Raw genomic sequence first — 25,173 nt, 5'->3', positions numbered from 1 at the left:
ATTAAGAGGTGGCTACGCCATGCCCGCACCGATTCGTTACGTACAGGACAGCAGTGATTTCCCGGCGTCCGCCGATGTGGTGGTGATTGGTGCCGGTATTGCGGGGGCCGCCGCCACCTGGGTACTGGCAAAAAAAGGATTGAAGGTGGTGCTGATCGAGAAGGGGCTGGTCGGCGCCGAGCAGTCGAGCCGCAACTGGGGCTGGTGCCGTCAGCAGAATCGTGACGAGCGCGAACTGCCGCTGGTGATTGAAGCCTTACGCGGCTGGGAAGAACTTAGCATTGAAACCGGGGAAGAGCTGGGCTTTCGTCGCAGCGGTCTGGTCTATGCCACCCGCAACGAAGCAGATATTGCGGCCTGGGATAAGTGGGGCCAGATGGCCAAACAGTACGGCGTGCGCAGCGATATCCTGAATGCCCAGCAGGCGAAAGCCATGACGCCAGGCAGTACCACAAACTGGCTGGGCGGCGTTTCCGCCCCGGCGGATGGCGCGGCTGAACCTAAACTGGCTGCACCGGGCATTGTGATTGGCGCGCAAAAAAAAGGCGCGCTGGTTTTCCAGCAGTGTGCAGTGCGCGGGCTGGATATTTCAGCCGGGCGCGTCAGCGGAGTCATAACGGAACGCGGCTTGATCAAAACCTCCCGGGTGATCTGTGCGGCGGGCGCCTGGACCTCGATGTTTTGCCGTCGGCACGGCATTGATTTGCCGCTGGGGAACGTCATTGGCACCGCCTTCCGTACCTACCCGATTGAGCAGGCTATCGCCGTCCCTTTTTATACCGAAAGCTTTGCCTGTCGACCGCAGATGGATGGCAGCTATACCGTTTCCGTATCGGGCCGCGGGCGGCTTGAACCCGGTGCGCAGGGGATTCGTTACCTGCGACAGTTTTATCCCACGTTTAAAAGTCGGCGTAAAAATCTTACCCTGAATCTGGGGGTGAAGCCGTTCTTTAATGGCCCTGAGGCGATGGGCCGCTGGGATCTGGATGCGATTTCACCCTTCGAGCGGATGCGTATTCTGGACCCCGCTGCCGATGCCTGGGTCGTGGAAAGCGGACTTGCGGCAATGCGGCGTGAATTTCCTGCGCTGGCAAACCTGAAAGTCGCCCAGGCCTGGGGCGGGATGATTGACAGTACACCGGACGCGATTCCGGTCATTTCAACGGTGGCAAAACTGCCAGGCCTGGTGTTGTCGGCAGGATTCAGTGCCCACGGTTTTGGGATTGGTCCCGGTGCGGGCCGCCTGGCGGCTCAACTGGCGACAGACTCCACGCCGGTGGTCGATCCCACGCCTTATCGCTACAGCCGTTTTATCGACGGCAGCGGACTTGATGCACCCGGCATGATGTAAGGAAAGCAAAATGACAGTTGATATTCGTACCATGACGACCGAAGACATTCCCCAGGTTTACGCGATGAGCCAGGCGCTGAACTGGCCGCACCGCCATGAAGACTGGGCCATCGGCATGCAGCTCGGCGAAGGCGTGGTCATTGAAGAGCAGGGCGAAGTAATAGGCAGTGCGATTCTCTGGCGCTGGGGCGACAAGGCCGCGACCATCGGTCTGGTGATTGTCGCGAATCAGCACCAGGGGCGCGGGCTGGGCAAGCAGTTGATGCTGGCCTTATTAGAGAAAGTGCCCGGTTATAACGTGCGTCTGCATGCGACGGAGATGGGTAAGGGCCTGTATGAAAAACTCGGCTTTGTTACCTGCGGTAAGATCCTACAGTACCAAACGCCTGCCCTGAACGCGTTACCCAGAGTGGAGATCCCGGCTGGATTGACGCTGCGCAGCGCCACCCCTGACGATCGGGATGCGCTGGTGCAGATGGAGCAGGCCGCGCACGGGCTTTTCCGCCCGGCGCTGGTGGAACATCTGATTACCGACAATCAGACCATTATCTTGCAGGATAACCAGCAAACCCCTCAGGGTTATGCCAGCCTGCGGCGCTTTGGTCGTGGCTGGGTCATTGGACCCGTTATTGCACAAGATTTTCCGGTTGCCCAGGCGCTAACCGCCGCGCTGATGCAGAGCCTGAAGGGCGAATATCTGCGCATGGATACGGATGCCGCGCTGCCGCTGGCCGCCTGGCTGGAGAGCCTGGGCCTGACAAACGTTGACGCGCCGATCACGATGGTGCGCGGTGACGTCTGGGTGCCACAAGGCATGCAGGCATTTGGGCTGATGACGCAGGCAATGGCCTGATGCACATCGTTTATAAATCGGAGCCACAGCGCGGCCTGCACTGGCAGCGTTGGCTGGCTGAGCACGCGCCCGATATTCATTTACACCTCTGGCCGGAGACCGGCGATGCCGATCAGGTTGATGCGCTGGTCGCCTGGCTGCCGCCCGATAACCTTGCAGACCGTTTTCCCAATCTGAAAATCCTGTTTTCCGTAGGGGCCGGAGCGGAACAGTTTGATCTGTCCACGCTGCCGTCACATATCCCGCTGGTCAGAACGATTGAACCCGGCCTGACGCAGGGCATGGTGGAGTACATCACCTTTGCGGTGTTGGGATTACATCGTGATATGCCACGCTATTTTCAGCAGCAACGGCATCAGCAATGGCAGGCGCATCTGGCTATTCCCGCCAGTCAGCGCCGCGTCGGGATCATGGGACTGGGCGAACTGGGCCGCGCGGCACTGGCACAGCTTCAGGCGATGGGATTTGACTGTGGCGGCTGGAGCCGTACGCCGCATCTTATTCCGGATGTGCCGTGCTGGCATGGTGACGATCAGCTGCCCGACTTTCTCGCCCGCAGCGATATTCTGGTGTGCCTGCTACCGCTGACGCCCAGTACTCAGGGGCGACTGAATGCCGGGCTGTTCAGCCAACTGCCAGCAGGTGCTGCACTGGTGCAGGCCGGGCGCGGTCCTCAGCTTAATCATCAGGATCTGCTGGATGCGCTCGACAGCGGCCAGTTACGGGCGGCGGTGATTGATGTGACCGACCCTGAACCTCTGCCCTCCGATCATGCATTCTGGACGCATCCCGCAATCTGGCTCACGCCGCACATCGCCAGCCAGACGCAAAACGACAGCGCGATCAGCGCACTGCTGGCTAATCTGCGTCGCTTTCAGCGTGGTGAACCGCTGCACGGCGTCGTTGATCGTTCACGAGGATATTGAGATGGACCATTTAGTGGCGTTGCGCCGCGATCTACACCGTAATCCTGAACTGGGTTTCCATGAACAGCGAACCAGCGATATTGTCGCGCGTTTTCTACAGGATTTAGGCATTGAGGTGCATCGGGACATTGGCAAAACGGGCGTAGTGGGCGTGCTGAAGAAAGGCAACGGCTCACGCATGATTGGGCTGCGGGCCGACATGGATGCGCTTCCCATGCAGGACAAAGGCGAGGTGCCCTGGACCAGTCTGGTAGCGAACCACAGTCATGCCTGTGGCCACGACGGTCACACCACCATGCTGCTGGGCGCGGCGGAAAAGCTGGCGCGTGAAGTTGAGTTCAGCGGCACTGTCTGCTTTATCTTTCAGCCGGCAGAAGAGGGCCTGGCAGGCGCGAAGGCCATGATTGACGACGGTCTGTTTCAGCGCTTCCCCTGTGATGCGGTGTTTGCCCTGCATAACTGGCCTGAATTACCCCTGGGTGAAATTCAGACCCGGCCCGGTGCCATTATGGCCGCGGCAGACCGGTTTGATATCACTGTCAAAGGCGCGGGCGGTCACGCCGCACAGCCGCATCTGACGCACGATACGTTGTTAGCCGTCAGTGAACTGGTGGTGCAGTTAAACACGCTGGTTTCCCGGGCGCTCGATCCCTGCGAACCGGCTTTGCTGACGGTGACGCGTATGCAGGGCGGTTTTTCCCACAATATGATCCCTGCGGAAGCCAACATCACCGGTACGGTGCGCACTTTTAACCCGGCAGCGCAGGACATTATTGAATCCCGGCTGCGGCAGATGGCGGAACACATTACGGCGGCGCACGGGTTACAGGCCGAGGTGAACTATTTGCGTTATTACCCGGCCACCATCAACAATGAATCTGAGGCGACTCAGGCCCTGGCGGCCTTGCAGGCGGCGGGCATGACAACCCAACTGGCGCGCCAGCCTGCACTCACCTCGGAAGATTTTGCCTTTATGTTACAGGCAAAGCCCGGTGCCTATGTATGGATAGGATCGGCCCCCAGCAAGCCGCTTCATCATGCCGCCTATGACTTTAACGACGCGCTGATACCGCATGGCATCCAGGCGTTGATTACCCTGGCCTGCCACGGGCTGGGAACAACATTTACTCGCTGAAACCCGTGGGATTTTGACACGAAATGCCGCTGCTGACGGAATTACGGCAGCGTTATTGCCCCACAGATTGCGATACTTAAGCCAATCGAACACGACGTGGATGAGGTATAAAAATGCAGAATGTCCTGGCAGAGCAGCAAACCTATGCGGACAACAGCCAGTTGCTGGATGTCCGAGATCATAATGTGCCGCGCGGCATTGTTACCGCTCATCCGCTGGTGATTGAGCGAGCCAAAGGCAGTGAAGTGTGGGATGTAGAAGGCAATCGCTATCTGGATTTTGTCGGCGGCATTGGCGTGCTTAACGTGGGCCACAACCATCCGGCTGTGGTTAACGCTGTAACTCGCCAGCTGGGCCTGGTATCGCACGCCTGTTTTCAGGTGGTGGCCTATCCGGGATATATCGAACTGGCGCAGCGCCTGAATAAGCTGGTGGGCGGGGACGAACACTATAAGAGCGTGTTTTTCACCAGCGGTGCAGAAGCGGTGGAGAATGCGGTTAAAATTGCCCGTTCTTATACGCAACGACCGGGCATCATCGCCTTTGACGGCGCCTTCCACGGACGTACTTTACTTGGCGTCACCTTGACGGGGATGTCCGCGCCTTACAAACAAAACTTTGGCCCTTTCCCTGGCGATGTTTATCGTCTGCCGTTCCCGAACCCGTTGCACGGCGTGACGGAAGCGGACTGCCTGAAAGCGCTGGACCAACTGTTTGCGGTGCAGATTCTGCCGGAGCGCGTGGCTGCGATTATCATTGAGCCAGTGCAGGGCGATGGCGGCTTCCTGCCCGCCGGGCCAGCATTTATGCAGGCGCTGCGTCGCATCACGACCCAACACGGTATTATGCTGATCTGTGATGAAATCCAGACCGGCTTTGGTCGTACAGGCAGCATGTTTGCCTTCCAGCAACTCGGCATTAAGCCTGATATGGTGACGATGGCGAAAAGTCTGGCGGGGGGCCTGCCGATTTCCGGTGTGGTGGGTAAAGCCGAAGTGATGGACGGCCCGGCACCGGGCGGACTGGGCGGCACCTATGGCGGTAATGCGCTGGCCTGTGCAGCGGCACTGGCGGTGCTTGACGTGTTTGAGCAAGAAAACCTGCTGGCGCGTTCCTGTCAGTTGGGTGAGCAGTTGAATCAACGTTTGCGTCAACTTGCAGATAAATATGCCTGCATCGGTGACGTGCGCGGCGTGGGCTTTATGCAGGCAGTAGAAATTCTGGATGTGGACACCCACAAACCCGACAGCGCGCTGACGCAAAAGATCCTCGACAGCGCCTGTCAGGAAGGGCTGCTGCTGATTAAATGCGGTTTACACCGTAATACGATTCGCTTCCTTGCACCGTTAGTGACCACCGATTCGCAACTTGAAGAGGCACTGCATATTTTTGATATTGCCCTGGCGCGTGCGACTGGACGCTTAGGATAGCCGCTCTCCCTCATTGAACAGGCAACAGCCCGGTATCGCGGCCAGCGGGGTCGCCGCCGGGTTCAACGCTGGCGCAATTTTTGCAAAGCGTGACAGACCGGGGTTTTTTTGTGTTACAAAAAAGTAGCGTACTTGTTATTTTAGAGTGGCGTATTTTAAGTATCTATAAAAGTGCGCTTTACGCTTGTGTACACAGAGTCGCTCTGGGTAGTAGCGAACATCCAGTACAGCTGTAAACAATGAGGGGTGCTATGAACGGCTTAATGAAACTCGATCGCATCGATATTAATATTCTGGTGCAACTACAAAAAGATGGCCGTATCAGCAACGTTAATCTCGCCGATGCAGTAGGACTTTCCCCGAGTCCTTGCCTGCAACGGGTTAAACGGCTTGAGCAGGCCGGTTTTATTACCGGCTATGAAGCACACGTCAATCTCACCAAAATTACCGACTCGGTCACCGTGTTTACCGAAGTGACGCTGAACGGACACCGGCGCGAAGACTTTATGAAGTTTGAAGCCGCCATGCGTGACGTTGACGAACTCATGGAATGTCACTTAATTACCGGGGGTTACGATTACCTGTTGCGCTTTATTACCCGCAGCATTGAGCATTATCAGGATGTGATTGAGAAGATGCTGGATGCGCAAATTGGCATCGATAAGTACTTCAGCTATATCGTGATTAAATCACCCGTGATGAAAAGCAGTGTGCCGTTACGCTCACTGATCAGTAAACATAACCCGCTAGAGTTCGGCGTGTAATTTTCGGCCCGGCGCGCAGAAGCCTGGCAAGCCCATTCTCTGCGCGCCTTGCCAGCCGTGCTCAGGATCAGAGCAGTTTAATACTGATTCGCGTAGCGGAGCTGACAGGCTGAGCCTGATAGCCCTCGACAATAATGCGACCAAAGTGGGCTGCATTTGAGCCCGCTTCAATCAACGGAATCAGCGTACCCGGTTTGGGGTGATAACCCTTCACAAACTTCACTAACAGCGTACCGCCTGCGACCAATGGCCCCTTCACGTTGAGACGACCTCCGCCCTGACCATCGATATCCAGTTCAAGAGTTGCCTGAGGCTGCGCCGAATATTGTTTAACGCGCACCGGGCTGGCTGCGGCAATACGCACGCTGCCGGCGTTGCCCACATAAACTTCACCCACGCCCAGGGCGCTGGCTGAACCGGCCTCCAGCACGCCACCTTCAATTTCAGTGCCGCCGCTGTAGCGATTCGCACCCAGTAGCCGCAGCGTACCTGAACCCTGTAAGGTCAGTTTCCCCTGGCCGCCAATCGCATTCCGCCAGCTGTCGGCCTGATTAAAACCGCCTTTCTCAGCATCCATCATCACCTGCACATTCCCGGTAAACTGACCATATCCGTCGGCGGCCGCCACGATATTCAGACGTCCCCAACCTTCGGCATCATCCAGGATCGGATAGCCCGATGACAGTTCAGTGGTTTTTAAAACCACGCGGCGCTGCATGGCACTCAGATAGGGAAAACGGGTTTCCAGTAGAACCTCGGCACCTTTGGGCACCACCGCTGGACGATGGCGGGACGCGATGGGAGCAAAGCCAAACGTCATGCGCCGAAGGGCACTGGCACGGTTAAGGGTAGGATCGGCGAAGCGGTCGGCACTGAGCGGCGCGGCGTGAGCGTATTGCAGAAAGGTGCTGGGTTGTGTACCGGTGCGTTGCCATAATACCTGATGCGCCTGTTTGTACGCGCGTTGTGCATCCTCATGATATGCCGTCAGATTTGCGGTGGTAACGGCCAGCGCGAACATGCGTCCGCCCATAACATCCAAAGGCGAATGCATCCCGGCGACGATCCGGCTTTCGCCCAACTCCATCCCGCGGCTGACCATCTCCTGGTAGCGCTCCGGCACCAGCCACGCCATGGTCAGGGCATCTCTGACCGCCTCCGCTGTGTGTCCGCTGATAAATCCGCCATCGGTAGCGGGCGTAGGGCTTTCTGCGGGCACAAGGGCAGGCACCACCGCCACCTCTGAACGCCAGCGGTAGGGACGGGCGTATTTATAGAAACGTTTTGCCGGTTCCGTAGAGGCGTTGTTACCCATTTCATTGAGAAAATCCACCACCTCACCGAAGTCGCGATTGCCGTCATGGCTGCCCGTGCCGGTGTTGTTTCCCTGGTCGTTATACAGCACCGTCGTGGCATCTGCGGGAATCTGCGTGATGGTGGTGACCTGCTGAGCGGCACTGCGCCATGCCGCGGTCAGCGGACCCAGGCCGTCCGTGACGCTATAGCCTTTGGCTCGACGATCGTCAAAGTAGGCCGCCTGGGCCTGGGCTGCCGTTCGCTGGCGGGTCGCCGTAACCACATACTGAACATTCGCCGCCAGTACCTGATGATTAAGTATCGTGCCGCAGACGGGGGCCTTACCGGGCAGGCCAATGCAATCAGAGGGCGTAATCGCCGCAAAACCATCACGGGCCGGTGCCGAAATCCCCGCATCGACCTTGAGCGTACGCGGACGCCACAGGGCCAGAAAGCCGGACACCACGCGCACGCCGGCATTCGTCTCCAGCGTGGCAAAGCGCGCATCCCCGCGTTGGTTGGTGGCGATGCTGTCAACAAAAGCCGGCACCTTTGCCGCAGGCGCGCTATCGGTAAATCCGGGGTCGGCGGGCGGTGCAGGCAGCGCGGCCGATGTCTGTGCGCTGCTCACAACAGGCGCCGCAATCATGCCTGAAAAAAGCGCCAGAAAAGTGCCAAAACGGATAACAGCAGACATGATAAAAGCCTTCGACAAGAATAATGGGCGACTATTGTGGTCGCCGGGCGTGAAGGGCGCATGACAACGCAGTGACATTCTGATGTGCTTTTCGCTTTCCAGATGAGATTCAAAAGTTTCCCATTTATCGTGCATCACCGCCCCATCAGCGTGCCAGAAACCGCCGCACCGCAACGGGTAAGGTGCCGCGTCTTATCATAAGTATTCGATCTTGTATCCCAGCCCGTATCCAGACGGACATCCGCGCGTGACAACGCGGGAGGGACGATTCCTGGCATGCTTCATGCACTTCTTATCGGGTTAAAAATACCGGTAAGACAACATGCGTGGAAAAGGGTTAACAGCCCGGTAAGGCGGCAGTACACCACCACGCAATGCAATGACAGTCGCCAGCGCGACGGCACCTGTACCGTCATAAAGATGGCGAGCACAGGATGAACGTCAGTGCCCCAGCGCGCCTGTCCGTGGATTCACCTTAACCAGGAATTTTTGCCATGAAAAAACAGGCTTCCCCAACGTTAGAGCAGGAGTTTGAGCACGAACCCGTGCCGCTGTCGCATCGCCATCCGACCCGCTCGGTTTCTGCGGTCTGGTTTGGTTTCCCCATGATCCTCACCAATGCGCTGTTTGGCGGCATCATTACCTGGCACCTTGGCTTCTGGCCTGCGTTGCTGGCGATTGTGATGGGCAATCTGGTGCTGTTTGCCTATGTCGGCGCACTAAGCTGGTTTGCGGGCAATACCGGGATGAATTTTGCCCTGCAGGCGAAGAGGACCTTCGGCAGCAAAGGCTATATCCTCGTGTCCGGCTTTCTGTCGACCGTGGTTATCGGCTGGTACGCCTTCCAGACGGGATTGACCGGGACGGTGATTCATCAGACCTTTGGCTGGAATGCCCTGTCGGTGACGGCATTTGCCATGGTGCTGTTTACGGCCGTGACCTTTCTGGGCGTGCGTGCTCTGTCCGTGCTGGGCATGATTGCTGCGCCAATGTTTGTGATTTTAGGGTTTGTCGCGCTGTATTTCGTCGGGCAGACACATGATTTTTCCAGCATGTTTCACTGGAAGGGCAGCCCCACGGTGGCGGGAGCCATGAGCATGGGCACGGCGGTCACCATGGTGGTGGCGGGGTTTGCCGATTCCGGCACCATGACTGCCGATTTCACCCGCTGGTCGAAGAGTGGCCGTGCTGCGGTCATCGCCGCCTTTTCGGCGTTTCCGGTCGCAAACCTGATCGCCTATCTGTTTGGCGTGATTATTGTCTCGGTCGGCGCGGCGGTGGACCCGCTGACCAACGGCGGTAATTTCCTGCCCATGTTGATGGGGCATGGTGAGATTTTAACCGTGGTGGCTTTCCTGTTTGTGTTCATCAATCTTGGCTCGGTGTGTACGCACTGTCTTTATAACGGTGCGGTAGGCTTCAGCCATCTTTTTAACAGCAAGATGCGCCGCTGGACGCTGATTCTCGGTGCCATCGGCGGCCTGCTGGCGCTGGCGGGCGTTTGGACTTATTTCCTGGCATGGCTGAGCCTGCTGGGCGTGGTGGTGCCACCGTTTGGTGCGGTCATGATTGTTGATCTGATTTTTATGGCGAAGCTGAGTGAACAGCGCCCGGCGCAACGGTTTCACGGTGCCGCCTTTGCGGCCTGGGCGCTGGGAAGCCTGTGCGCGGTCATCGCGCATCTGGCCTTTCCCCAGTTTGGCGAAGCGGTTATCGGTCTGGTGACAGCGGCACTGAGCTATACCCTGATTATCAAATTACGTTCCCCGACGCCGCGAATGGAGAAGAACAATGCCTGAGTACAGTGTGAATTCCACCCCCTATGCCTGGCCGTTTGATGGCCATTTTAGTGCCGCTGATACGGCGCTACTCGTCATCGATATGCAGATCGATTTTTGTGGCGCGGGCGGCTACGTTGACACCATGGGCTACGATATTGGCCTTACGCGCGCGCCTGTCGAACCGCTTAAGGTGTTGCTGGCCCGCATGCGTGCGCTGCATTTTCCCGTCATTCACACCCGGGAAGGGCATCGCCCGGATCTCAGCGATCTGCCTGCCAATAAACGCTGGCGGTCGGGCAGGATGAATGCAGAAATTGGCAGCCCAGGACCGTGCGGTCGTATCCTGGTGCGCGGTGAGCCGGGCTGGGAGATTATCCCGGAACTGGCACCGCTGCCGGGCGAAGTGATCATCGATAAGCCTGGTAAAGGCTCTTTCTATGCAACAGACCTTGAGCTGGTGTTACGCAGTCGCGGCATCCGCAACTTGATTATTACCGGTATTACAACGGATGTGTGTGTGCATACCACCTTGCGTGAGGCCAACGATCGCGGGTATGAGTGCCTGGTCTTATCCGACTGCTGTGCCGCCACTGAGCGACATCATCATGAAGCCGCCCTGAGCATGATCCATATGCAGGGCGGTATCTTTGGCGCGGTCGCCACCTCGGCGGCACTGCTGGATAGCCTGGGCCAGCCCTGAAGGACCCACCTGCCAGCCTGTTGCCCTGTACGCGACAGGCTGGCGCGAATTCATGTTTACGTCACCGTCTCGTCACCTCGCTGTCATCTGATCCCGTCAGTCTGTTTCCATCCCGCAGCACCTTCGCTGCGAAATCCCTCTACTGATGTGAGGATTTAATTGTGATGGAGTTATCCAGACATCCGACCACTGTGTATCAGGCTGTCGCAGCGCAACTGGAGCAGGCTGTTCAGGAACGCTACCGCAGTGGTGACTATTTACCCTCCGAGCAGCAACTGGCCGATCACTATGCGGTAAACCGCCATACGCTGCGTCGGGCGGTCGACGAGCTGGTCAATAAAGGCCTGCTGCAACGCCGCCACGGTGTTGGAATTTTGGTGTTGATGCGCCCCTACGACTATCCGCTGCATGCCCAGGCCCGCTTCAGCCAAAACCTGATGGAGCAGGGCAGCGATCCCACCAGTGAACGTCTGCTGGCGGTGCTGCGCCCGGCCAGTGCCGATGTGGCCGCGGCACTTGGGGTGAGCGAAGGCAATGACGTGATCCACCTGCGTACTCTGCGCCGAGTAAATGGTCTGCCGGTCTGTCTGATCAATCACTTTCTTGCCGATCTCAGCTGGTGGCCGCAGCTGCAACGCTTCAACAGCGGTTCACTCCATGACTTTCTGCAGCACCATACCGGCAAGCAGCTGGTGCGCAGCCAGACGCGTATCAGCACCCGCCGGGCGCAGGCAAAAGAGTGTAAACAGTTGGAAATCGCGCTGCATTCCCCGCTGTTGTGCGTGCGTACCCTGAATAAAACCACCGATGGCGCGATGGCGGAATACTCCGTCAGCCTGACCCGTGGCGACATGATCGAACTGACTCTGGAGCACTAATGAAACAGCAAACGGCCCGCCAGCACTGGCTTTCGGTGTTGGCTCACAGCAGCGCAGCCGAGCTTGACGCGCACTGGCAGCCGCTCAACCTCAAGCCTGAATTTACCCTGATTCGTCCGGCTGAAATTGGCCTGACGCGCCTGCAGGCCCGCATGGGCGCTACCGGCAAGCGTTTTGTGGTCGGCGATGCCACCGTGACGCGCGCAGTCGTGCGGCTTAACGATGGCACCCTGGGTTACAGCTACCTGCTCGGGCGGGATAAAGCCCATGCCGAACGTTGTGCCCTGATGGATGCCCTGTTGCAGCAGACAGAAACCGGTGAACTGCTGCAGGAAAAAATTATTACCCCGCTGGCGGCCTCACGTGAAGAGCAGCGTCAGCTGCGCGCACGTGAAATTGCCAGCAGCAAAGTGGACTTCTTTACGCTGGTACGCGGAGACAATGAATGACTTTACTGGCAAGTTTTAATCATCCGGTTGCGGATGCGCAGCACGCCTTTCGCCGCATTCTGAAAGCCATGAGCGAGCCGGGCGTGATGGTTTCCCTGCCGCTGCAACAGGGCTGGGGCGCACTTTCGCCTGCCGCCACCGCCGTGCTGCTGACGTTGGTCGATCAGGAAAGCCCGCTATGGCTTGACCCGCAGGTGGATAATCAACAGCTGCGCGACAACCTGCGTTTTCATACCGGCGCTTCTGTTACCGACAGCAACGATGCGGCCTTTGCATTAAGCCACGCCGACGCTCAACCCAATCCAGGCGACTTCGCCGCGGGTGACAACCTGGCACCGGAAAAAAGCACCACGCTGATTATCGAAGTGCCCTCGCTAAACGGTGGCCTGGCGCTGCGATTGTCGGGGCCTGGGCTGCGTGAAGCCCGCGCCATTGCGCCACAGCTGCCAGAAAGCGTGCTCGAATACCTGCGCGCCCGGCCCCATCCGTTTCCTCAGGGCGTTGACCTGATTTTCACCTGTGGCGAAGCGATGATGGCGGTGCCACGCACAACGAATGTTGAGGTGTGCTCATGTACGTAGCGGTGAAAGGGGGCGAAAAAGCCATTGCGAATGCCCACCATCTGCAGGCCGACTTGCGCCGGGGCGATCGCGCCGTAGCGGAGCTCTCCTGCGATCAGATTGCACAGCAGCTTGGGCTGGCGGTGGATCGCGTGATGACGGAAGGCGGGATTTACGATCCCTTGCTGGCGGCGTTGGCGATTAAACAGGCCAGCGGTGACCTGGTAGAGGCGATTTTCCTGCTGCGTGCTTATCGCACGACCTTACCGCGTCTGGCACAAAGCACGCCTTTAGCCACCAGCAGCATGCGGATTGAGCGGCGTATCTCGGCTGTGTATAAGGACTTACCCGGCGGTCAGGTTTTAGGCCCGACCTACGACTACAGCCACCGCCTGCTGGATTTTACCCTGATGGCTAACGGGGAAACGCCGCTTCCGCAGCGAAGCGAGCAGGCACTGCCTGAGCACTGTCCGCATATGTTCAGCATGATGAGCGACGAAGGCTTAGCACAGAGTGAAAGCGACGACGACAGCGAACCGACGGATATCACCCGCGAGCCAATGGGGTTTCCCGCTTCGCGCGCCGCGCGGCTGCAACAGTTGGTACGCGGTGATGAAGGCTTTTTGCTCTCTCTGGGCTACTCCACCCAGCGTGGCTATGGGCGAACCCATCCCTTTGCCGGTGAAATCCGCACCGGCTATGTCAGCGTCAGCGTTTGCCCGGAAGAGCTGGGATTTGAACTGGAAATTGGCGAAATGCTGCTGACCGAGTGTGAAATGGTCAACGGATTTACCCACGACGGTGAAAGCGCGCCGCACTTCACGCGCGGCTATGGCCTGGTATTTGGTCGGGCAGAGCGAAAAGCCATGTCCATGGCGCTGGTGGATCGCGCGTTACAGACCCGCGAGCACAATGAACGTATCACCAGTCCGGCTCAGGATGAGGAGTTTGTGCTGTCCCATGCGGATAACGTCGAAGCCGCGGGATTTGTTTCCCACTTAAAACTGCCGCACTACGTCGATTTCCAGGCCGAACTGGAACTGCTGAAACGTCTGCGCCAGGACTATCAGGAGCAGCAAAATGGCTGAGCTCAGCGGCTATAACAACGGTTACCTCGACGAACAAACCAAACGCACGATTCGTCGCGCCATCTTAAAAGCCGTCGCGATTCCGGGCTATCAGGTGCCGTTTGCCGGACGTGAAATGCCCATGCCTTACGGCTGGGGCACGGGCGGGATTCAAATCACCGCCAGCGTGATTGGTGATAAAGATGTGCTCAAAGTCATCGACCAGGGCGCAGATGATACCACCAACGCCGTTTCCATTCGCCGTTTCTTCCAACGGGTCAGTGGGGCCGCCACCACCGAACGCACGGTCGATGCCACCCTGATCCAGACGCGCCACCGTATTCCCGAAACGCCGCTGGAGGAAGATCAGATTCTGATTTTCCAGGTGCCGATTCCTGAGCCGCTGCGTTTTATTGAGCCGCGCGAAACGGAAACCCGCACCATGCATGCGCTGGAAGAGTACGGCATCATGCAGGTCAAACTGTATGAAGATATCGCCCGCTTCGGGCACATCGCCACCACCTATGCCTATCCGGTGAAGGTCAACGATCGCTATGTGATGGACCCGTCGCCGATTCCCAAATTTGATAACCCGAAAATGCACATGATGCCGGCGCTGCAGCTGTTTGGTGCCGGACGCGAGAAGCGCATCTATGCCTTGCCGCCCTATACCAAAGTCGAAAGCCTCGACTTCGACGATCATCCCTTCACCGTGCAGCAGTGGGACGAACCCTGTGCGCTGTGCGGATCGCGCCACAGCTACCTGGATGAGGTGGTGATGGACGATCAGGGAACGCGAATGTTTGTGTGCTCAGATACAGATTTTTGCCACCAGCAGCAGGAACAACAACATGCACAGTGAACAACCGCTGCTCGCGGTCAATAACCTCACTCACCTTTATGCACCGGGAAAAGGCTTCGAGGAGGTCAGCTTTGATCTCTATCCGGGCGAGGTGCTGGGGATTGTGGGGGAGTCGGGTTCCGGCAAAACCACCTTGCTGCGCAGCCTGTCTGCCCGGCTGGTGCCGCAGGCGGGCGAGATTCATTACCTGCAGCGCGATCTCTATCAGATGAGTGAAAGCGACCGTCGCCGGTTACTGCGTACCGAATGGGGCGTGGTACACCAGCATCCGCTGGAAGGATTACGTCCTCAGGTCACGGCGGGCGGCAATATCGGTGAGCGTCTGATGGCTGTCGGCCACCGTCACTATGGTGATATCCGTGCAGAAGCCAGCCACTGGCTACAGGCGGTAGAAATCGCGGCTAACCGTATCGATGATCTTCCCACCACCTTCTCCGGGGGCATGCAGCAGCGTCTGCAAATCGCCCGCAATTTAGTGACCCAACCGAAACTGGTGTTTATGGATGAACCGACAGGCGGGCTGGACGTCTCGGTGCAGGCGCGGCTGCTGGACCTGCTGCGTACTCTGGTACGTGAACTGAATCTGGCGGTGATCATCGTGACACACGATCTGGGCGTGGCGCGCCTGCTGGCTCATCGGCTGCTGGTCATGAAGCAGGGCCGGGTGGTGGAAAGTGGGTTAACCGACCGCGTACTGGATGATCCGCATCATCCTTATACACAACTGCTGGTTTCATCGGTGCTTAACTAAATGGCGACAGCGACAATGAAGACGCAACTGCGCGTGGAAAATTTGTGCAAAACCTTTGTCCTGCACAATCAGAACGGTGCGGCACTGCCGGTATTGCAGGATGCCAGCCTCGATGTCAGTGAGGGGGAATGCGTGGTACTGCATGGGCATTCTGGCAGCGGTAAATCCACGCTGCTGCGTGCCCTGTATGGCAACTATCAGGCCAACAGCGGCAGTATTTGGGTACAGCATCAGGGCGAATGGGTGGATATGGCGCAGGCGCCAGCCCGTCAGATTATCGCGATTCGCCGCGATACCATCGGCTGGGTCAGTCAGTTTCTGCGCGTTATTCCCCGCGTACCAACGCTGGAAATCGTCATGCAGCCCTTGCTGGAGCGCGGCGCTGAACGCGGCTTCTGTGAAGCGCGCGCCAAAGACCTGCTGACCCGGCTTAACGTACCGGAACGTCTCTGGGCCCTTGCGCCCTCGACCTTCTCCGGTGGGGAGCAGCAACGCGTCAATATCGCCCGGGGTTTTATCGCCGATTATCCGGTGCTGCTGTTGGATGAACCGACGGCGTCGCTCGACAGCGTTAACAGCGCGGCGGTGGTAAGCCTGATCGAACAGGCGCGTGAGCGCGGTGCGGCGATTGTGGGGATTTTTCATGATGAAGCGGTGCGGGAACGTGTGGCGGACCGCCTGCACGTGATGCAGCCCTTCACGACAGGGGCAGAAGCATGATCATCAATAATGTAAAGCTGGTGCTGGAAAATGAAGTCGTAGCGGGATCGCTGGAGTTTCGTGAAGACCGTATTACCAACTTTAGCGAAACGACCAGCCAGCTTGCCAGCGCGCTGGATGGCGAAGGCGCGTATCTGTTGCCCGGCCTGGTGGAGCTGCACACGGACAACCTGGATAAGTTTTTCACCCCGCGCCCTAAAGTCGACTGGCCGGCACACTCGGCCATGAGCAGCCATGACGCGCTGATGGTGGCCAGCGGCATCACCACGGTGCTGGATGCCATCGGCGTGGGCGATGTGCGCGATGGCGGTCACCGGCTGGACAACCTCAGCAAAATGATTGGGGCTATTCGCGACAGTAATCGCAAGGGGCTAAACCGCGCCGAGCATTTATTACATCTGCGCTGCGAGCTGCCGCACCACACAACGCTGCCGCTGTTTGAAGCGCTGATCTCGTCACCGGAGCTGTCGCTGGTGTCGTTGATGGACCATTCACCGGGACAGCGCCAGTACGCATCGCTGGAAAAGTACCGCGAGTACTATCAGGGAAAATATCAGCTTAATGATGAGCAGATGGATGAGTTTGAGCGCGATCAGCTGGCGCTGGCCAAAGCCTGGTCACAGCCTAACCGTCTGGCGATTGCCGCGCTGTGCCGTGAGCATGGCATCGCCATTGCCAGTCACGATGACGCCACCGAAGCGCACGTGGAAGAGTCACACGGCGTGGGCAGCGCGATAGCCGAGTTTCCCACTACGCTGGAGGCGGCGAAGGCCTCCCGCTACCGCAATATGCAGGTGTTGATGGGCGCGCCGAATATCGTCCGTGGCGGCTCGCACTCCGGCAACGTTGCCGCCTGGGAGCTGGCGTCCCACGGGATGCTGGATATCCTGTCATCGGACTATTATCCCGGCAGCCTGCTGGATGCGGCGTTCCGCCTGGCGGCAGATGAGCGTAACGCGCTGTCTCTGCCGCAAACTATTGCGCTGGTGACCTGTAATCCGGCCCGGGCGCTGGGGCTGGAAGATCGTGGCGTAATTACTGAAGGCTGCCGCGCCGATCTGGTGCTGGCGCATACCCAACATGGTCATCCCCATATTCGCCATGTGTGGAGTAAAGGTCGGCAGGTGTACTGATGGCCCGGTTTATCTGGCTAACAGGTCCCTCCGGCTCAGGGAAAGACAGCCTGCTGGACCTGCTGCGCGAGGCACCGCCTGATGGCCTGCTGATTGCGCACCGCTACATTACGCGCCCCCACGATGTGGGGGGAGAAAACCATGTTGCCCTGACGGAAGCGGAGTTTATCCGGCGCGAGGCGCTGGGTTTATTTGCCGTTAGCTGGCAGGCCCACGGTTTTCGCTACGGCATCGGGCGTGAAATTGATAGCTGGCTTGAATGCGGGCAAAACGTGCTGGTAAACGGGTCCCGGCAGCATCTGGAACAGGTGCGCGCGCGTTACGGCGCGCAGCTGTTACCCTTGTGCATTGAGGTTTCGCCGTCGGTGCTGGCCGCGCGCTTACGGCAGCGCGGACGCGAAAATGAAGAGGCGATCGCCCAACGGCTGGCTCGCGCTGCGCAGCATCAACCAGAGGGCTGTTTGCGGCTGAATAACGATGGCGCGCTGGCGGATACCGTACAACAGTTACGCCAGCTGCTGGCGCTGTCGCCATGAAACTGACCTTTCTCGGTACTGGCGGCGTGACGGGGGCACCGGTGTTCGGTTGTGACTGTCACGCCTGTTTACGCGCCCGCCAGCAGCCACGTTATAAACGTGCGCCCTGTAGCGCCCTGATTGAAGCCGGTCAGGCGCGTATTTTACTGGACGCGGGCTTGCCCCTGCTGGCCGAACGTTTCCAGCCGGGTGACATTAACCGGATTTTGCTGACTCACTATCATATGGATCACGTGCAGGGATTATTCACCCTGCGCTGGGGCGAAGGCAACGCCATTCCCGTCTGGGGGCCGCCGGATGAGAAGGGCTGTGACGATCTGTTCAAACATCCCGGACTGCTGGATTTCCGTCCATCCCTCACCCCTTTTGTGGCGGAGTCGTTCGGTGCGTTGCGGGTGACGGCACTGCCGCTGCAGCACTCCCGGCTGACGCACGGCTATCTGTTTGACTGGTATGGATCGCGTCTGGCCTGGCTGTGCGATACCTGCGGTCTGCCGCCCGATACAGCGGATTTTCTGCGCGGACAGACGCTGGATCACCTGGTGGTGGACTGTAACGATCCGCCCGGACAGGGCGGGCGCAATCATAACGATCTGACCGCAGCGCTGAAAATCATCGATGAACTGAAACCCCATCAGGCCTGGCTGATTCATTTGAGTCATCACATGGATAACTGGCTGGCAGAGCACGCCTTGCCTGCTCAGGTGCGCGCGGCTTACGACGGTTTGTCGTTGTCTCTCGGTGCCGATTTGCCTGTCACAGTTTAATCATCTAACCGTAATACAGCCTTCATCCCCCATGTTCTTAATATAGCGGTCTCTCGTCAGATTCCTGCGGCGTGAGCAACAGACGCAAGATAATGACGCACGCCAACCAGCACCGACCAGCGATATAACGTCAACTCTGGATTCGGAGGGCGGGCGTACAGAACGTAAACTGTAACAGCGGAGTACATCATGGCACAGGCACTGCTTAAAACTGTGGTCGATAACGTCACGTCATTGACCCATTCAGGCGGGCAAAAAGTGTTGTCTGTTCAGGGATTGAGCAAAGCATACGCTAACAATAAGGTGCTCGATAACGTCAGTTTCGATTTGCATGCGGGCGAATTAGTGGCGGTAATAGGTCGCTCTGGCGCAGGCAAATCGACGCTGCTGCATATGCTCAATGGCACCATTTCCGCCTCACAGGGCGCGATTATCAGTCTGCACCACGGCGAGGCCGATCGGAATGTGGTGAATCTCAGCAGTCGGCAGATGCGTGAGTGGCGCACCCAGTGCGGCATGATTTTTCAGGATTTTTGCCTGGTGCCCCGGCTTGATGTGCTGACCAACGTATTGCTTGGCCGCCTCAGCCAGACGTCCACGCTGAAATCCTTTTTCAAAATCTTCTCTGACGCCGATCGCGCCCGCGCCATTCAACTGCTTGAGTGGATGAATATGCTGCCCCAGGCGTTGCAGCGCGCCGAGAACCTCTCCGGCGGCCAAATGCAACGCGTGGCGATTTGCCGTGCACTGATGCAGAACCCAAAAATTCTGTTGGCGGATGAACCTGTCGCGTCGCTGGACCCTAAAAATACCACCCGCATTATGGATGTGTTGCGTCAGGTCAGCGGTCAGGGCATCAGCGTGATGGTGAACCTGCACTCGATTGAGCTGGTAAAAAGTTACTGCACGCGCGTCATTGGTATTCAGCGTGGTGTGGTGTTGTTTGACGGTCATCCTTCTGAACTCACCGACGGCCTGCTGCATCAGCTGTACGGTGACGAACTGAACCAGATCCACTAACTATCACAGCAAGAGAACAATGCTAATGAAAATGAGATCTTTCGCTTTATTGACTACAGCACTGCTTACCTTTGGCGTTAAGGCAGCGGACGCACCGAAAGAACTGAATCTGGGTATCCTGGGCGGTCAGAACGCGACGCAGCAGATTGGTGATAACCAGTGTGTTAAATCGTTCTTCGATAAAGAGCTGAACGTGGATACCAAAATCCGCAACTCTTCCGACTATTCAGGCGTGATCCAGGGGCTGCTGGGCGGCAAAGTGGATCTGGTATTGAGCATGTCTCCCTCCTCGTACGCGTCCGTCTACATTCAGGACCCCAAGGCCGTTGATTTAGTGGGTATCGTTGTGGATGACAAAGATCAGTCTCGCGGTTACCACTCCGTGGTGATTGTGAAAGCCGACAGCCCCTACAAGAAGCTGGAAGATCTGAAAGGCAAATCCTTTGGTATGGCCGATCCGGATTCAACCTCGGGCTTCCTCGTGCCAAACCAGGCCTTTAAGAAGATGTTTGGTGGCACGATTGATAATAAATACAACAACTTCTTTTCAAGCGTGACCTTCTCCGGCGGTCATGAGCAGGACATTCTGGGCGTGCTGAATAATCAGTTTGACGGCGCGGTGACCTGGACATCCATGGTCGGTGATTACAACACCGGTTACACATCGGGTGCGTTTGGCCGACTGATCCGTATGGACCATCCCGATCTGATGAAGCAGATTCGCATCATCTGGCAATCGCCGTTGATTCCTAACGGTCCAATTCTGGTGAGCAATAAACTGCCAGCAGACTTTAAAGAGAAAGTGGTTGCGGCAATTAAAAAGCTGGATAAAACCGATCACGCCTGTTTCGTTAAAGCCGTGGGCGGCGCGCAGCACATTGGCAAAACCTCTGTTGCTGACTTTCAGAACATCATTGATATGAAACGCGAGCTGATGAAAGGCGCGCGCGGCTAACGGCAGGGCAGTGAGCTTTCCGTCCTCGTGCCGCCTCCAGCAAGGCAGGCGGCACGAGACAGCCGACGGGCTTGTCTGCACGTCAACCTTTCCAGGATGGCTTTGTCACACCTCAATCTGAGACATCTCCCGTGACCGACTTCGAACGTTATTATCAACGTATCCGCCGCCAACAGAAGCGTGACTCGCTCATCTGGTCTTTGGTGTTGGTGGTGCTCTATCTGGCGGCGGCCAATATGTCAGAGTTCAGTCTCGTGACCATCTGGCAATCGTTGCCGCACTTTTTCGATTACATCCGCGAAATTATCCCCGTTTTGCATCTGCCGCTGCTGTTTGCCGATGGCAAGACGGAAGGGTCGCTGGCCTACTGGGGCTATCGTCTGAACATTCAGCTCCCGCTGATTTGGGAAACCTTACAGCTGGCGCTGGCCTCCACGCTGATTGCGGTCGTCATTGCAGGCGTACTGGCATTTTTTGCCGCCGACAACACGCAAACGCCCGCCAGCCTGCGCATCGGAATTCGAGCCTTTGTGGCGTTTTTACGCACGATGCCTGAGCTGGCGTGGGCGGTGATGTTTGTCATGGCGTTTGGGATTGGCGCGATTCCCGGTTTTCTGGCGCTGGCTTTACATACCATCGGCAGCCTGACCAAGCTGTTTTATGAATCGATTGAATCAGCATCGGATAAGCCGGTACGCGGACTTGCCGCCTGCGGTGCCAGCAAGCTACAGCGTATGCGCTTTGCATTCTGGCCCCAGGTCAAACCTACCTTTCTTTCCTACAGTTTTATGCGGCTGGAAGTGAATTTCCGTTCGTCGACCATTCTTGGGCTGGTCGGGGCGGGCGGAATCGGTCAGGAGTTAATGACCAACATCAAACTGGATCGCTTTGATCAGGTCAGCATGACGCTGTTGTTGATTCTGATTGTGGTGTCGCTACTGGATACGGTTTCTGGCCGCCTGCGCCGCCGTGTGGTGGAGGAATAAATATGGTTACGTTGGCCCCTGATATCATGGCGATGAAGCAGCAACATCCTCAACTCTTTGCCGCGCAAAACCGCTATCTGCGGCGTCTGGCTATGCTGGCACTGGCGCTGGTGCTCTATTACGTCTTTTTCTTTATGGTGTACGGTATTGAATGGGGCCGCCTGCTGATGGGCTGTCAGCAACTGGGGCGCTATTTCCTGCGCATGTTTGTCTGGCAGGACTTTGCCAACTGGCCCTTTGGCTACTATTTCTCTCAGGTAGGGATTACGCTGGCGATCGTATTTGCCGGTACGCTTACCGCCACCTTACTGGCGCTGCCATTATCCTTTCTGGCCGCACGTAATGTGATGCATGACCGGGCAGCCCGGCCCATTGCTTTCCTGATGCGTCGTCTGTTCGACATGCTGCGCGGGATTGATATGGCCATCTGGGGCCTGATCTTTGTGCGTGCGGTCGGCATGGGGCCACTGGCCGGTGTACTGGCCATTATCCTGCAGGACGTGGGACTCTTGGGTAAGCTCTATTCGGAAGGGCACGAAGCGGTAGAGCGTTCACCCAGCCGGGGGCTGGGGGCACTGGGCGCGAACAGCTTACAGAAGCACCGTTTTGGTATCTTCACCCAGTCTTTTCCGCAGTTCCTGGCGCTCAGCCTTTATCAGATCGAGTCGAATACCCGCTCAGCGGCGGTCCTCGGCTTTGTCGGCGCGGGCGGTGTCGGCCTGGTTTATGCTGAAAATATGCGCCTGTGGAACTGGGATGTAGTGATGTTCCTGACGTTGATTCTGGTGGTGGTGGTGATGATCATGGATACGATCTCAAGCCATCTGCGTAAGCGCTATATCATTGGGAAAGCGGTGCCGTTGTGGCAGCCGGGCGGGCACGATTAAGCCGCGCGCTTCGCTGCCAGGCGCGCTGGAGCGCCTGTACCAGTTGCGCCTCCTGCCAGGGTTTTGCCAGCCGCTCACACAGCGGCAGCGTGACCGGCTGGTGGCGCAGGTCCTGACCGCTGATCAGTAACGTTGCCAGTTTCGGCCAGGTTTGCTGGGCCTGACGAATGACCTCGGCACCGTTTATCTCCCCCGGCAACATTAAATCACTGATGAGCAAATCGATATCCGGCGTCTGATGCAGAAGTGCCAGCGCCTCTTCACCGGTCGCGCACTCCAGCGTCAGATAACCCAACTGATGCAGGTGCTCACACAGGGTTTGCCGCACCGCCGGTTCATCATCCAGCACCAGCACCAGACGGTCATCGGCGGCATCGGGCTGAGCCGGAGCCGGCACGATGGGACGTGCCGCCGCGACATCAGGTGCACGCGGCAGCAACAGCCGTACCGTTGTGCCCTGGCCGGGCGCGGTTTCCAGCTCTACCTGTCCACCCGACTGGCGGACAAAACCGTAGACCATCGACAGCCCCAGCCCGCTTCCGGTGCCGGTGGTCTTGGTGGTAAAGAAGGGCTCAAAGACCTGGGCGCGCACGTCATCCGCCATCCCACAACCGTGATCGATCACCTCAATCGTCACCCGATCACGTTTTTCACCCTGTTCGCTTCGCCGCTGATTCCAGATGCGCAGGCGAATCTCGCCGCTCTGTCCGCCCATGGCATCTCTGGCATTGACCACCAGATTCATCACCGCATTCTCTAACTGGCTGGCATCTATCCAGGCTGGCCAGCCGGGCCGCTGTGCATCGATAATCAAATGCTGACCGGGCAGCAGCGAGTGCTGCAGTAGCCCCTGTAGATTCTCAATCAACGACACGACGGAAACCGCATGGGGATTCAGGGTTTGTTTGCGCGAAAAAGCCAACAGCCGCTGGGTCAGGAGTGCCGCTCTGTCCGCCGCCTGGCGTGCCCGTTCAATCCGGCTGGCAAGAGGGCCGGGCGCAAGCTGCCCTTCGGTTAACGCCAGGCTGCCGATGATGACGGCCAGCAGATTATTAAAATCATGCGCGATGCCGCCGGTCAGTTGGCCCACCGCTTTCATTTTCTGGCTGTGCACCAGCGCTTCTTCCAGCACCTTACGCGAGGTGCGCTCCAGCACGGTATTCACCATTCCGCGCCGCGGCACGGGGCTAAAGCGCAGTTCCAGCGTCCGTCCGTCTGCCAGCCTGACTTCCTGGGGTTCCGCTAAATCGTGCAACTGCACATCAAGCTGCTCCAGCAATTGCTGATAGTGCATGCCGCGATGCAAATCTCTCGGGGCGATGCCCAGCAGTTGCGGATACTGCGCATTCCATACCACCAATTCCCCGCTGTTATCAAAGAGGGCAAAACCATCGCGCATCGCCAGGAAGGTGGACTCAAGCTGGGTGCTTTTCTCTTTTAACAGACGTGAGGTATGCGCCAGAGAGGCGGTATTGCGGGCAAAAACGTTAAACGCGCGCGCCAGCTCACCCAGTTCATCCCGACGCTGCAATCCTGGTACGCTGACGTTCTGTTCTCCCTGCGCCAGCCGGGTCATCGCCCCCGCAATGGCGGTCAGGCTGGAGCCGAGGTTGCGGTAAATGTAGTAGCCGGTATACACGGTGATCGCCAACGCCAGCAGCGCAGAGAGCATGATAAATCCGCTCACCGAGTCGAGTTGGTGATGTGTCGCAATATTGCGTCTTTCTGTTTGCTGCGCCACCTGCTGTACGTAAGCAGTAATGTCGTCATTCAGCGCGGCCACCAGCGCTTTGATACGGTAGGTGGCGTAGGCGATGGCCAGATCGCTCTGTTCCAGATCCGCCGACAGCGGCGTCAGGCTTTGCAGGGCCTGCACCAGTTGCTGCACGTTGTCACCCAGCGTTCCTTGCGCCGTGACGCTGTGCCATGTGTTCATGACCTGCTGCAGCTGTTCAATCACCGCGGCTGACGAAGGGGTACGGATAGCGATATCCAGCAGCCTGCCGGTCTGCTGTCGCAGCTCCCTGTCGGGTGCGCCTGCGGTCTGCCGCAGTGCCAGGTCGTTAATGCGTTCAAGCAGGAGTTGCGACTGCCATAAACCGCTTAACAACATATTGCGCTGCAGATGGCGCTCATGGCCGGTGCGTAACAGCAGACTGACCGACTGTTCAAGCATCAGGCTGCGCGCCCGGAGGCGAGCCACGCGCTCAGGCTCACGTGCGGCCAGCGGTGTGTTGGCCAGCAAAAAGAGCGAATGCTGCAAAGCCTGCTGATTCTGCTGTAATCGTCGCGATTCACTTTGATATTCAAGCGCACCGACCACCTGGGATAAGCGCACTGCCGTAATGGCGACGTTCGCGGTATCCCGCGCCAGGGCAAGGCTGCCGTTCATATCGGCCAGGGTTTGCGCCTGGGCCTGTTCCTGGATGGTGCCCGCATGACGAAAGCTGGTTACCGCCACCACGCTGACCATTAATGTGACGCACACCACCAACAAATGAGACAGCAACAGGCGACCGCGCGCCCCGACTTGCCACGGTGAACTGCGTTGCATAATGACTCTCCGACCGTGCGACGATGAGCCGAGTATAGGAGCGAGCACAAGGCGGAATATGACAAATATGAATGACCTCTGACATTTTCTATTTATCTGGCCCTGCTTAACTCGC

24 protein-coding genes are annotated in these 25,173 nt (G+C 57.9%); 22 read left to right on the top strand and 2 right to left on the bottom strand.

Annotated elements, in window-relative coordinates:
* Positions 1-19: 19 nt before the first annotated feature.
* From A6A26_RS18540 to A6A26_RS18515, 6 genes are all read left to right on the top strand, one after another.
* Positions 20-1,351 carry an NAD(P)/FAD-dependent oxidoreductase gene (locus A6A26_RS18540; RefSeq protein WP_063880099.1) on the top strand — a complete coding sequence of 444 codons (1,332 nt, stop codon included), beginning with the start codon at positions 20-22 and terminating at the stop codon, positions 1,349-1,351.
* A 10-nt stretch (positions 1,352-1,361) separates the two neighbouring features.
* On the top strand, positions 1,362-2,204 hold the full coding sequence (locus tag A6A26_RS18535; RefSeq protein ID WP_063880098.1) for a GNAT family N-acetyltransferase: 843 nt from the start codon (positions 1,362-1,364) through the stop codon (positions 2,202-2,204).
* On the top strand, positions 2,204-3,130 hold the full coding sequence (locus A6A26_RS18530; RefSeq protein ID WP_063880097.1) for a 2-hydroxyacid dehydrogenase: 927 nt from the start codon (positions 2,204-2,206) through the stop codon (positions 3,128-3,130). The genes A6A26_RS18535 and A6A26_RS18530 overlap by 1 nt, the downstream gene beginning before the upstream one ends.
* A 1-nt stretch (position 3,131) precedes the next feature.
* A complete protein-coding gene (locus tag A6A26_RS18525; RefSeq protein WP_063880096.1) occupies positions 3,132-4,265 on the top strand; it encodes a M20 aminoacylase family protein in 1,134 nt (377 codons plus the stop codon).
* A gap of 113 nt (positions 4,266-4,378) precedes the next feature.
* Positions 4,379-5,695 carry a 4-aminobutyrate--2-oxoglutarate transaminase gene (gabT, locus tag A6A26_RS18520; protein WP_063880095.1) on the top strand — a complete coding sequence of 439 codons (1,317 nt, stop codon included), beginning with the start codon at positions 4,379-4,381 and terminating at the stop codon, positions 5,693-5,695.
* A 251-nt stretch (positions 5,696-5,946) separates the two neighbouring features.
* Positions 5,947-6,459: an Lrp/AsnC family transcriptional regulator gene (locus A6A26_RS18515; protein ID WP_063880094.1), complete on the top strand. Its 513-nt coding sequence runs from the start codon at positions 5,947-5,949 to the stop codon at positions 6,457-6,459.
* A gap of 67 nt (positions 6,460-6,526) precedes the next feature.
* Here A6A26_RS18515 and A6A26_RS18510 read toward each other — a convergent pair whose 3' ends face one another.
* Complete coding sequence (locus tag A6A26_RS18510; protein WP_063881203.1) at positions 6,527-8,452, bottom strand: phosphatase PAP2 family protein; 1,926 nt, start codon at positions 8,450-8,452, stop codon at positions 6,527-6,529.
* A 494-nt stretch (positions 8,453-8,946) separates the two neighbouring features.
* On the opposite strand from A6A26_RS18510, the gene A6A26_RS18505 reads away from it, so the two are divergent.
* The 16 genes from A6A26_RS18505 (at position 8,947) to phnE (A6A26_RS18430) (ending at position 22,504) form a co-directional block, all read left to right on the top strand.
* Complete coding sequence (locus A6A26_RS18505; protein ID WP_063880093.1) at positions 8,947-10,251, top strand: purine-cytosine permease family protein; 1,305 nt, start codon at positions 8,947-8,949, stop codon at positions 10,249-10,251.
* Positions 10,244-10,933 carry a biuret amidohydrolase gene (locus tag A6A26_RS18500; RefSeq protein ID WP_063880092.1) on the top strand — a complete coding sequence of 230 codons (690 nt, stop codon included), beginning with the start codon at positions 10,244-10,246 and terminating at the stop codon, positions 10,931-10,933. The genes A6A26_RS18505 and A6A26_RS18500 overlap by 8 nt, the downstream gene beginning before the upstream one ends.
* Before the next feature lie 164 nt (positions 10,934-11,097).
* The gene (gene phnF / locus A6A26_RS18495; protein ID WP_063880091.1) at positions 11,098-11,811 is read left to right on the top strand and encodes a phosphonate metabolism transcriptional regulator PhnF; all 714 of its coding nucleotides are present in this window, start codon (positions 11,098-11,100) and stop codon (positions 11,809-11,811) included.
* A complete protein-coding gene (gene phnG, locus A6A26_RS18490) occupies positions 11,811-12,260 on the top strand; it encodes a phosphonate C-P lyase system protein PhnG (RefSeq protein ID WP_063880090.1) in 450 nt (149 codons plus the stop codon). The genes phnF and phnG overlap by 1 nt, the downstream gene beginning before the upstream one ends.
* Complete coding sequence (phnH, locus tag A6A26_RS18485; RefSeq protein ID WP_063880089.1) at positions 12,257-12,841, top strand: phosphonate C-P lyase system protein PhnH; 585 nt, start codon at positions 12,257-12,259, stop codon at positions 12,839-12,841. Before phnG ends, phnH begins: the two co-directional genes overlap by 4 nt.
* Positions 12,832-13,908, top strand: coding sequence for a carbon-phosphorus lyase complex subunit (locus tag A6A26_RS18480; RefSeq protein WP_063880088.1), 1,077 nt, complete (start codon positions 12,832-12,834; stop codon positions 13,906-13,908). Before phnH ends, A6A26_RS18480 begins: the two co-directional genes overlap by 10 nt.
* Positions 13,901-14,749 carry an alpha-D-ribose 1-methylphosphonate 5-phosphate C-P-lyase PhnJ gene (locus A6A26_RS18475; protein WP_013026274.1) on the top strand — a complete coding sequence of 283 codons (849 nt, stop codon included), beginning with the start codon at positions 13,901-13,903 and terminating at the stop codon, positions 14,747-14,749. Before A6A26_RS18480 ends, A6A26_RS18475 begins: the two co-directional genes overlap by 8 nt.
* Complete coding sequence (gene phnK, locus A6A26_RS18470; RefSeq protein WP_063880087.1) at positions 14,739-15,500, top strand: phosphonate C-P lyase system protein PhnK; 762 nt, start codon at positions 14,739-14,741, stop codon at positions 15,498-15,500. Before A6A26_RS18475 ends, phnK begins: the two co-directional genes overlap by 11 nt.
* A complete protein-coding gene (gene phnL, locus A6A26_RS18465; RefSeq protein WP_063880086.1) occupies positions 15,501-16,220 on the top strand; it encodes a phosphonate C-P lyase system protein PhnL in 720 nt (239 codons plus the stop codon). It abuts the gene before it with no gap.
* Entirely contained in the window at positions 16,217-17,353 is a 1,137-nt protein-coding gene (phnM, locus tag A6A26_RS18460; RefSeq protein ID WP_063880085.1) for an alpha-D-ribose 1-methylphosphonate 5-triphosphate diphosphatase, read from the top strand. Before phnL ends, phnM begins: the two co-directional genes overlap by 4 nt.
* On the top strand, positions 17,353-17,889 hold the full coding sequence (gene phnN, locus A6A26_RS18455; protein ID WP_063880084.1) for a ribose 1,5-bisphosphokinase: 537 nt from the start codon (positions 17,353-17,355) through the stop codon (positions 17,887-17,889). Before phnM ends, phnN begins: the two co-directional genes overlap by 1 nt.
* Positions 17,886-18,656 (top strand): phosphonate metabolism protein PhnP, encoded by a 771-nt coding sequence (gene phnP / locus A6A26_RS18450; RefSeq protein WP_063880083.1) that lies wholly within the window; start codon positions 17,886-17,888, stop codon positions 18,654-18,656. Before phnN ends, phnP begins: the two co-directional genes overlap by 4 nt.
* Positions 18,657-18,845: 189 nt before the next feature.
* Positions 18,846-19,676 carry a phosphonate ABC transporter ATP-binding protein gene (gene phnC / locus A6A26_RS18445; protein WP_063880082.1) on the top strand — a complete coding sequence of 277 codons (831 nt, stop codon included), beginning with the start codon at positions 18,846-18,848 and terminating at the stop codon, positions 19,674-19,676.
* Between the two features lie 25 nt (positions 19,677-19,701).
* On the top strand, positions 19,702-20,631 hold the full coding sequence (gene phnD / locus A6A26_RS18440; protein ID WP_156506679.1) for a phosphonate ABC transporter substrate-binding protein: 930 nt from the start codon (positions 19,702-19,704) through the stop codon (positions 20,629-20,631).
* Positions 20,632-20,762: 131 nt separating this feature from the next.
* Positions 20,763-21,617 carry a phosphonate ABC transporter, permease protein PhnE gene (gene phnE / locus A6A26_RS18435; protein ID WP_063880081.1) on the top strand — a complete coding sequence of 285 codons (855 nt, stop codon included), beginning with the start codon at positions 20,763-20,765 and terminating at the stop codon, positions 21,615-21,617.
* Between the two features lie 2 nt (positions 21,618-21,619).
* Positions 21,620-22,504: a phosphonate ABC transporter, permease protein PhnE gene (phnE, locus tag A6A26_RS18430; protein WP_063880080.1), complete on the top strand. Its 885-nt coding sequence runs from the start codon at positions 21,620-21,622 to the stop codon at positions 22,502-22,504.
* Here phnE (A6A26_RS18430) and A6A26_RS18425 read toward each other — a convergent pair.
* Positions 22,458-25,058: an ATP-binding protein gene (locus A6A26_RS18425; RefSeq protein ID WP_063880079.1), complete on the bottom strand. Its 2,601-nt coding sequence runs from the start codon at positions 25,056-25,058 to the stop codon at positions 22,458-22,460. The two genes, phnE (A6A26_RS18430) and A6A26_RS18425, sit on opposite strands and share 47 nt — an antisense overlap.
* Between the last annotated feature and the right edge of the window lie 115 nt (positions 25,059-25,173).

The organism is Pantoea sp. OXWO6B1 (assembly GCF_001641135.1).
Lineage (GTDB): Bacteria > Pseudomonadota > Gammaproteobacteria > Enterobacterales > Enterobacteriaceae > Pantoea > Pantoea allii.
The sequence above is the reverse complement of the archived record's forward strand: the minus strand, read 5'-3'. Positions and strand labels throughout refer to the sequence as shown.